Origin of the sequence: Campylobacter concisus, from assembly GCF_002913225.1 — a bacterium.
Classification (GTDB): domain Bacteria; phylum Campylobacterota; class Campylobacteria; order Campylobacterales; family Campylobacteraceae; genus Campylobacter_A; species Campylobacter_A concisus_J.
This window is the reverse complement of record NZ_PPAW01000072.1, coordinates 69048-75229: the sequence shown is the minus strand read 5'-3', so window position 1 is coordinate 75229 and position 6182 is coordinate 69048. Positions and strand designations below refer to the sequence as shown.

Here is a 6182-nt window from a genome sequence, read left to right as displayed (position 1 = left end):
TTCTGGGCAGTGTAGTAACTAGCGGCTGACATAGCCACAAACGAGATACATAGAGCAACTATTAGCATTAGTGCTATTTTATTGGTGATTGACTTCACACGAATTCCTTTACATAATGATTTGGATTGTCGCAATATCGGCTAGTTTAAAAAGAATTGTATAGCTGTTTAAGAAGTTTTTTAAAAAAATAAGAAATTTTGATCTACAAGATAAATTTAAGGTCTATCTTTTATTAAATTTAAGAGATTTTCTTTGATATTTTCACTAGTTAAATTTGAAATTTCGCTGTAAAAATTCCCCTCTTTATCTAGCAGATAGATAGCAGAGCTGTGAGCGACAGAGTAGCCCATAGCAGAGTTTTTAAGATGCACTTTTTGGTATTTTACGCCGTAGTTTTTGGCAACTTTTGGCAGATCGTTCATCTTTAGTCCGTCTGCATCTTTGTAGAAATTTTTTGCCATGAGGGTTAAATTTTCAGGCGTGTCACGCTCAGGATCAAGGGTGATGAAGAGTAGCTCAAAGTCGTCTCTTTTTAGTTTATTTAGCTCATCGCCCACAAGAGAGAGCGTGGTAGGGCAGACATCGGGGCAGTAAAGATAACCAAAATATATCGCTTTATATTTGCCGTTATAGTTTTTAAGGCTCACTTCGCCATGCTCTGAAAGCGCCTTAAAATCATACTTGTTTGGCTTTATAAAAAGCATCGCAAGACCAGCACATATTAAGATTATTATTAAGCCCCAAAGTGTCTTTTTCATCATTTGCCCTTACATTTTTAGATCAAGATCGACAAAAAATCCAGTATCTTTTTCGCCATCAAGCAGCTTAAATCTATACCTCATAAGATCGACCACGCAAGCACTTAGCACGACTTGGGCTATTAGGCTATCGCCCCTTTGATCAAGCCTTGCCTTTATAGAACCCATGTTCATATTTATGCCATCGATTACAAGATTTGGATCTTTTAGTCCTAAATTTTTGCCATTAATGATCTTAAAGCTGAATGGTCTCATCGCAAAGATCGGTCTTGGCGAGATGTCTATCTTTAGCTTAACGCCATTAAATTTCACCTCGCAAGCATCTTTGTTTAGATCGCATTTTAAAGGATCAAGCGATGTATTTACATCGGCAAATTCAGGCGGATCCTCTTTGCTGACCATAAATTTATGACCCATCCAAAAAGCGCCTGCTACTATAAAGATGAGTGAAAAAATGATTAGAATTTTTTTCATTATTTAAAGTTTTTGGTTACTCCGATATTATCAAGCTTGATGCTCTCGCCGTTGCTAAATTTTAGCTCCAGATCAACCTTATCGCCATCTTTTAGGTGCTTGTTTAGATCCATAAGCATGATGTGAAGACCGCCAGGTGCTAGCTTTGTCTCGCCATTTTTTGGGATAACAGCGTCCTCAACCTGAACCATAGCCATCATGCCATTTTCCATCTTGTGAGTGTGAATTTCAGTGCTTTTGCAAACACTTGAATGAACGCCAACTAGCTTTACATCGGCATTTGAAGCATTTTTGATATCCATGAAAATAGCGCTGTTGTTTGCGCCAGGCTTTGTGTCTCTTGCTCTGACATTTTCTAGGCTTATGTCAGCTGCCATTAGTGTAGAAGCCGCAAGTAATGCACCAAAAACAAGTTTTTTCATATTTTTTCCTTTGTGGTAAATTAATAATGGTTTTCAGATTATACATATAAAGAAACTAAAATTCCCTTTAAAATTTAAAAATTGAAATTTTTTAGGTTATAATTACGCACTAAATTTTACTTTTTGGGACACTTCATTTGAAAAAGATACTACTTTTCTTCATCGCGTTAGCGCCTTGTCTTTTTGCCCAAAATTATGAAGAAATTTACTTAAAAAATGGCCCATCTGCTGTCATAGAAGCCATTGAAAAGAACATTTTAAGTAAGGACTACTGGCTAGAAAAGCTCAAAGACAAGGACGTTAGATACGGATATTACGACAACGAGATACTTCTAAGCGTGGTTGATAAGACAGACAAAGAGCTTGAAGTCATCTCTTATAAATACGGCGTTACAAAAAAACTCTTTAGCTCAAGCGTCATTGTTGGCAAAAACGGCGACAAACTGCTTGAGGGCGATCTAAAAACGCCAGTTGGTGTCTATCAGCTCACGCGTAGATTTACGCCAAATGATAGATACTTGGGGCCTCTTGCCTTTTCTCTTTCATATCCAAATTTGCTTGATAAGCTTGCAAAACGCAATGGCAGCGGCATCTGGATACATGGCTATCCGCTTGATGGTCAAAGGACAGATGAGCTAAAGACAAAAGGCTGCGTGGCTATGCAAAATGACATCTTGATGAAATTTGACGAAGTTATAGACCACAAAAAAACGCTCGCATTTATCTACGAGGACAAGCGCCCAGAAGCAAGCGTGAACGACATAGCAGTGATCATCTCTGGAATTCTTAACTGGAAGAAGACTTGGAGCGAGAGTGATATTGATAGCTATTTGAAATTTTATGATAAAGATTTTGAGCGGTATGACGGCATGAGCTTAGAAAATTTTAAAAATATGAAACGAGCTATCTTTTCTAAAAAAGAGAAAAAACATATCGCTTTTTCAAATTTTCTCATCACACCTTATCCGAACCTTAAAAATGACAAGCTCTTTCGTGTGAGTTTTTATGAGGATTACGCTTCTGATACGCATAAATTTGCAGGTCAAAAGACCCTTTATGTCAAGCTTTATGGCGATGAGATGAAAATTTTTATAGAGGAGTAGAAGTGGAAAAATCTCAAGAAGTAAAAGAGAAGATAGAGAAAATTTTAGAGGCGAGGTCTGCATTTTTTGCTGAGTTAGACCGCCAAGTACCAAAGAAAAATGGCACTGACGTCTTTGACTTTAGCAAGGTCAAAGAGGCTGATCTAAAAGAAATTTACGCTAAATTTTATGCATTTGACTACAACGTAAGAAAGCTCTTGCCTGACGTTTATAAAGCTTATGATGTGAATTTCAATGTCTGAGATACGCCTAAACAAAGCAGCTTATATCCACAATCTAACTAAAATTTGTGACAAAGCTGGCGGAAAAGAAAAAGTGATCGTCGTGCTAAAAGATAACGCTTATGGGCACGGCGCAAGGCTAATAGCTGGCGAGGCTAAGAAATTTGGCATAAAAAACTGCGCCGTAAAGAGCGAATTTGAAGCAAATGAGATCGCTGATATCTTTGAAAGTATCTTGATCCTCTCACACATCCCAACAGGCGATGAGAGCGCTAAATTTACCTACGCCATAAACGACATAGACGCACTTTTAAAGATAAAAGAAAATACAAAAATCAACCTCGCCATCGACACTGGCATGCATAGAAATGGGCTTGATATAAACGAGCTTGATTATGCATTTGAAATTTTAGCTAGAAGAAATTTAGAGCTTCTTGGCGCTTATACGCACTTTCGAGCAAGTGATGAGCTAAATGCTGATTATTTCGTGCAAAGAGAAAATTTTAACGCCGCAAAAGCGAAAATTTTAGCTCTTTGTGATGAGTTTGGTATAAAAAAACCGATCTTTCACTCTCACAACTCAGCCGCCCTTGAAAGAGCGAGCGAGATAAAAGATGAGATGGTGCGCGTGGGCATCGCTCAGTATGGATATGCTCAGTTTAATGGCTCTTTAAATTTAAAGCCAGTGCTTTCACTTTGGGCAAAGTGCGTTAGTAGGCGGGTCTTAAAAAGTGGTCAAAGCGTGGGATATGGGGCTAAATTTATAGCAAAAGATGATATAAACATCGCTACTTATGATCTTGGATATGGCGACGGACTGCTAAGATACAATGGACTTGGTGAGCTAAGGCTTGCAAACGGCGAGCTGATACTTGGCAAAATTTCGATGGATAGCTTTAGCTGCAAAGATAGTGGAGAGTGGGTCTGTGTCATTGAGGACGCAAATGTCTGGGCGGAGTTTTTTGGCACGATAAACTACGACATCTTAGTCAAACTCTCGCCAAATATCACTAGAAAATTTATATAAAGGTAATATGTGAAAAAGATCGTTTTATTAGCTCTTGCAAGCCTTGCTTTTGGTGTGCAAGAGAGTGAGTTTAAAGTTTATGAGCAGATACTAAATCAGCTTGATACAAAGCAGATCCCAGCCTTTGTCGTCCAAACCGCAAAGCCAAATTTACCAAGCAGGGTCGATGAGATGATCACGCTAAAAGATGTAAGCAGCGACGGACTAAACATACATGGCGAGTTTGTCTTAAATGAGACCAAGACAAAGAAGCTAAAAGGCTATAACAAGGCTCAAATTTCGGCTTTAAAGGATGAGTTTTATCAAAACGGAAAAGAGGCACTTTGCAACTCAGGCATGGCAAGAGCTGCGCTAAATCGCGGAATCACGCTAAGTGGTAGCTACGGCTTTGAGGGTAGGCATCTTTTTGATTTGAAGCTGGATAAGAGTAGTTGCGAGTAGCCCTTTTTGCTTTGGTTTTTTGCTCGCTAGCTCTGGCTCTTACGCCAGATATGGCAGCGAAAAATCACGCAACATACTACAAAAAAAAGCTCCCATTTATCTGCACGCCGACGCTAACGCTTAACGATATCTTAAACATTGGTGACACGCTCATCTACAGATACGCCGTCAAACACGCAAGAAAACAAGAGATCAAAAGGCTTGAAGAAAAAGAGCTTTTGGAATTTATCGAGGCTATAAAAAAAGAGAATTTAAGAACCGCTTGCAAGGATAAAGAAATTTTAAATATGCTAAGCATCGGCGTTAGCCTGGATGAAATTTTCTACTCAGAAAACGGCGAACTAATCTTTGAATACACCATAAAAGATGAAGATTGCAAGAGACTTCAGTGAAATTTGGGGTTAAATTTCAGTTTTGGCTTGCAAATTTGATCTTTTTGCAAATTTTAAACTTTCATTCGCTCGCAAGGATTGACTACTAAAATTTGGCTTCGCTTATCGCTTAGCTCAAATTTTAGAGTCGAAATTACTCGTTCATGAAATTTTAAAATTTGCTGACGCTTATCTGACTTCACAAAGCAAATTTACAAATTTTAAAACTTTACTCACTCGCCTTGGCAGACTACTAAATTTAGGCTTCACCATGTTTAGCACTAAATTTAGAGCCGTGATATGCCAGCTTTAATTTTAAAATTTGTTAAAGTCTCACACGCTTGCATGAGCGACTGCTAAATTTTAACTTCGCTTACAGCTTAGCTCAAATTTTAGAGCGAAATACTCGCCCATGAAAATTTAAAATTTGACTACTATATTTAAAATTTAAACCAAAAAACGAGAATTTAGCCCAAATTTACTAAGAGCTAAATTCTACATGCCTCTTTTTATCTCTTGTTCTAGCCTTTGAAGCTCGGCGATCCTGTCGCTGGTGCTTGGGTGCGTTCTAAAAAGCACGCTAAGCTTGCTAGTTAGCGAGCCAAATGGATTTACGATAAACATATGCGCACTTTGCTCGCTTGCGTTTTGCATGACGTAAGAATTTGAGTAGTTTTCAAGCTTTGTTAGCGCGCTAGCTAGCCACTCTGGGTGTCCCGTTAGATAGGCTGCGCCTTTGTCCGCCTTGTATTCGCGCTCCCTTGATATCGCCATTTGGATGATCGTAGCAGCCAGAGGCATCACAACGGCGATGATTAGCATAATCACTGGGTTGGCGTTTCGCTGCGAGTTTTGATTTTGACCGGCGAGGGTGCCTATCTTGGCAAAATTTGCGACCATCGCGATAGCCCCAGCTAGGATGGCAGCGACTGAGCCAGTTAGGATGTCGTAGTGCCTTACGTGGCTTAGCTCGTGAGCTAGCACGCCCTCGATCTCGTTTTCATTTAAAATTTTTAAAAGCCCCTCGGTAACTGCGACGGCTGCGTGGCTTGGGTTGCGGCCTGTGGCAAATGCATTTGGCACCTCTTCTGGGATGATGTAAATTTTTGGCATCGGCAAATTCGCCTTTTGTGTGAGGCGAGAGACGATCTCGTAAAGGCCGTGAGCGTTGCTCTCATCAACTGGGATGGCGTTATATCTTTTTAGAACGAGCTTGTCGCTGAAAAAATAAGAAAAGATATTCATGCCAGCTGCCATCAAAAAGGCGATTATCATGCCTTGTTCGCCGCCCACGTAGCCGCCAACAGCGATGAAAACTAGCATTAAAGCAACCATTAAAAAAGCAGTTTTAAAAATTTCCATTTT

Annotated in this window: 9 protein-coding genes; 5 read left to right on the top strand and 4 right to left on the bottom strand. The window is 39.5% G+C overall.

Translation table 11 applies throughout. The features are described 5' to 3' along the window. Positions 1-215 precede the first annotated feature (215 nt). From CYP26_RS10140 to CYP26_RS10130, 3 genes are read right to left on the bottom strand one after another with little or no spacing between them, the layout of a single operon-like run. Complete coding sequence (locus CYP26_RS10140; protein ID WP_103570805.1) at positions 216-758, bottom strand: SCO family protein; 543 nt, start codon at positions 756-758, stop codon at positions 216-218. A 9-nt stretch (positions 759-767) separates the two neighbouring features. Continuing rightward, the gene (locus tag CYP26_RS10135; RefSeq protein WP_012001484.1) at positions 768-1232 is read right to left on the bottom strand and encodes a hypothetical protein; all 465 of its coding nucleotides are present in this window, start codon (positions 1230-1232) and stop codon (positions 768-770) included. Then, entirely contained in the window at positions 1232-1654 is a 423-nt protein-coding gene (locus CYP26_RS10130; protein ID WP_103631288.1) for a copper chaperone PCu(A)C, read from the bottom strand. The genes CYP26_RS10135 and CYP26_RS10130 overlap by 1 nt, the downstream gene beginning before the upstream one ends. Positions 1655-1791: 137 nt before the next feature. Here CYP26_RS10130 and CYP26_RS10125 point away from each other — a divergent pair, with 137 nt between their 5' ends. Genes CYP26_RS10125 through CYP26_RS10105 form a run of 5 tightly spaced genes read left to right on the top strand, consistent with a single transcriptional unit; the run spans position 1792 to position 4838 of the window. Then, positions 1792-2757: a L,D-transpeptidase family protein gene (locus CYP26_RS10125; protein ID WP_103631287.1), complete on the top strand. Its 966-nt coding sequence runs from the start codon at positions 1792-1794 to the stop codon at positions 2755-2757. A 2-nt stretch (positions 2758-2759) separates the two neighbouring features. Next, complete coding sequence (gene cmeU / locus CYP26_RS10120; RefSeq protein ID WP_009294264.1) at positions 2760-2999, top strand: CmeU family protein; 240 nt, start codon at positions 2760-2762, stop codon at positions 2997-2999. After that, positions 2992-4005, top strand: coding sequence for an alanine racemase (locus CYP26_RS10115; protein ID WP_103631286.1), 1014 nt, complete (start codon positions 2992-2994; stop codon positions 4003-4005). The genes cmeU and CYP26_RS10115 overlap by 8 nt, the downstream gene beginning before the upstream one ends. 9 nt (positions 4006-4014) lie before the next feature. Further along, positions 4015-4446: a hypothetical protein gene (locus CYP26_RS10110; RefSeq protein WP_021088382.1), complete on the top strand. Its 432-nt coding sequence runs from the start codon at positions 4015-4017 to the stop codon at positions 4444-4446. Next, positions 4437-4838 (top strand): flagellar protein FlaH, encoded by a 402-nt coding sequence (locus CYP26_RS10105; RefSeq protein WP_103631285.1) that lies wholly within the window; start codon positions 4437-4439, stop codon positions 4836-4838. The genes CYP26_RS10110 and CYP26_RS10105 overlap by 10 nt, the downstream gene beginning before the upstream one ends. A 474-nt stretch (positions 4839-5312) precedes the next feature. Here CYP26_RS10105 and htpX read toward each other — a convergent pair whose 3' ends face one another. After that, positions 5313-6179, bottom strand: a complete 867-nt coding sequence (gene htpX, locus CYP26_RS10100) for a zinc metalloprotease HtpX (protein ID WP_103631284.1) — start codon at positions 6177-6179, stop codon at positions 5313-5315. Positions 6180-6182: the final 3 nt, after the last annotated feature.

What these genes read in the sequence shown, in the direction of transcription:
- CYP26_RS10135 (WP_012001484.1), bottom strand. Translation starts at nt 1,232, where the DNA reads ATGAAAAAAATTCTAATCATTTTTTCACTCATCTTTATAGTAGCAGGC.
- CYP26_RS10115 (WP_103631286.1), top strand. Translation starts at nt 2,992, where the DNA reads ATGTCTGAGATACGCCTAAACAAAGCAGCTTATATCCACAATCTAACT.
- CYP26_RS10140 (WP_103570805.1), bottom strand. Translation starts at nt 758, where the DNA reads ATGAAAAAGACACTTTGGGGCTTAATAATAATCTTAATATGTGCTGGT.
- htpX (WP_103631284.1), bottom strand. Translation starts at nt 6,179, where the DNA reads ATGGAAATTTTTAAAACTGCTTTTTTAATGGTTGCTTTAATGCTAGTT.
- CYP26_RS10130 (WP_103631288.1), bottom strand. Translation starts at nt 1,654, where the DNA reads ATGAAAAAACTTGTTTTTGGTGCATTACTTGCGGCTTCTACACTAATG.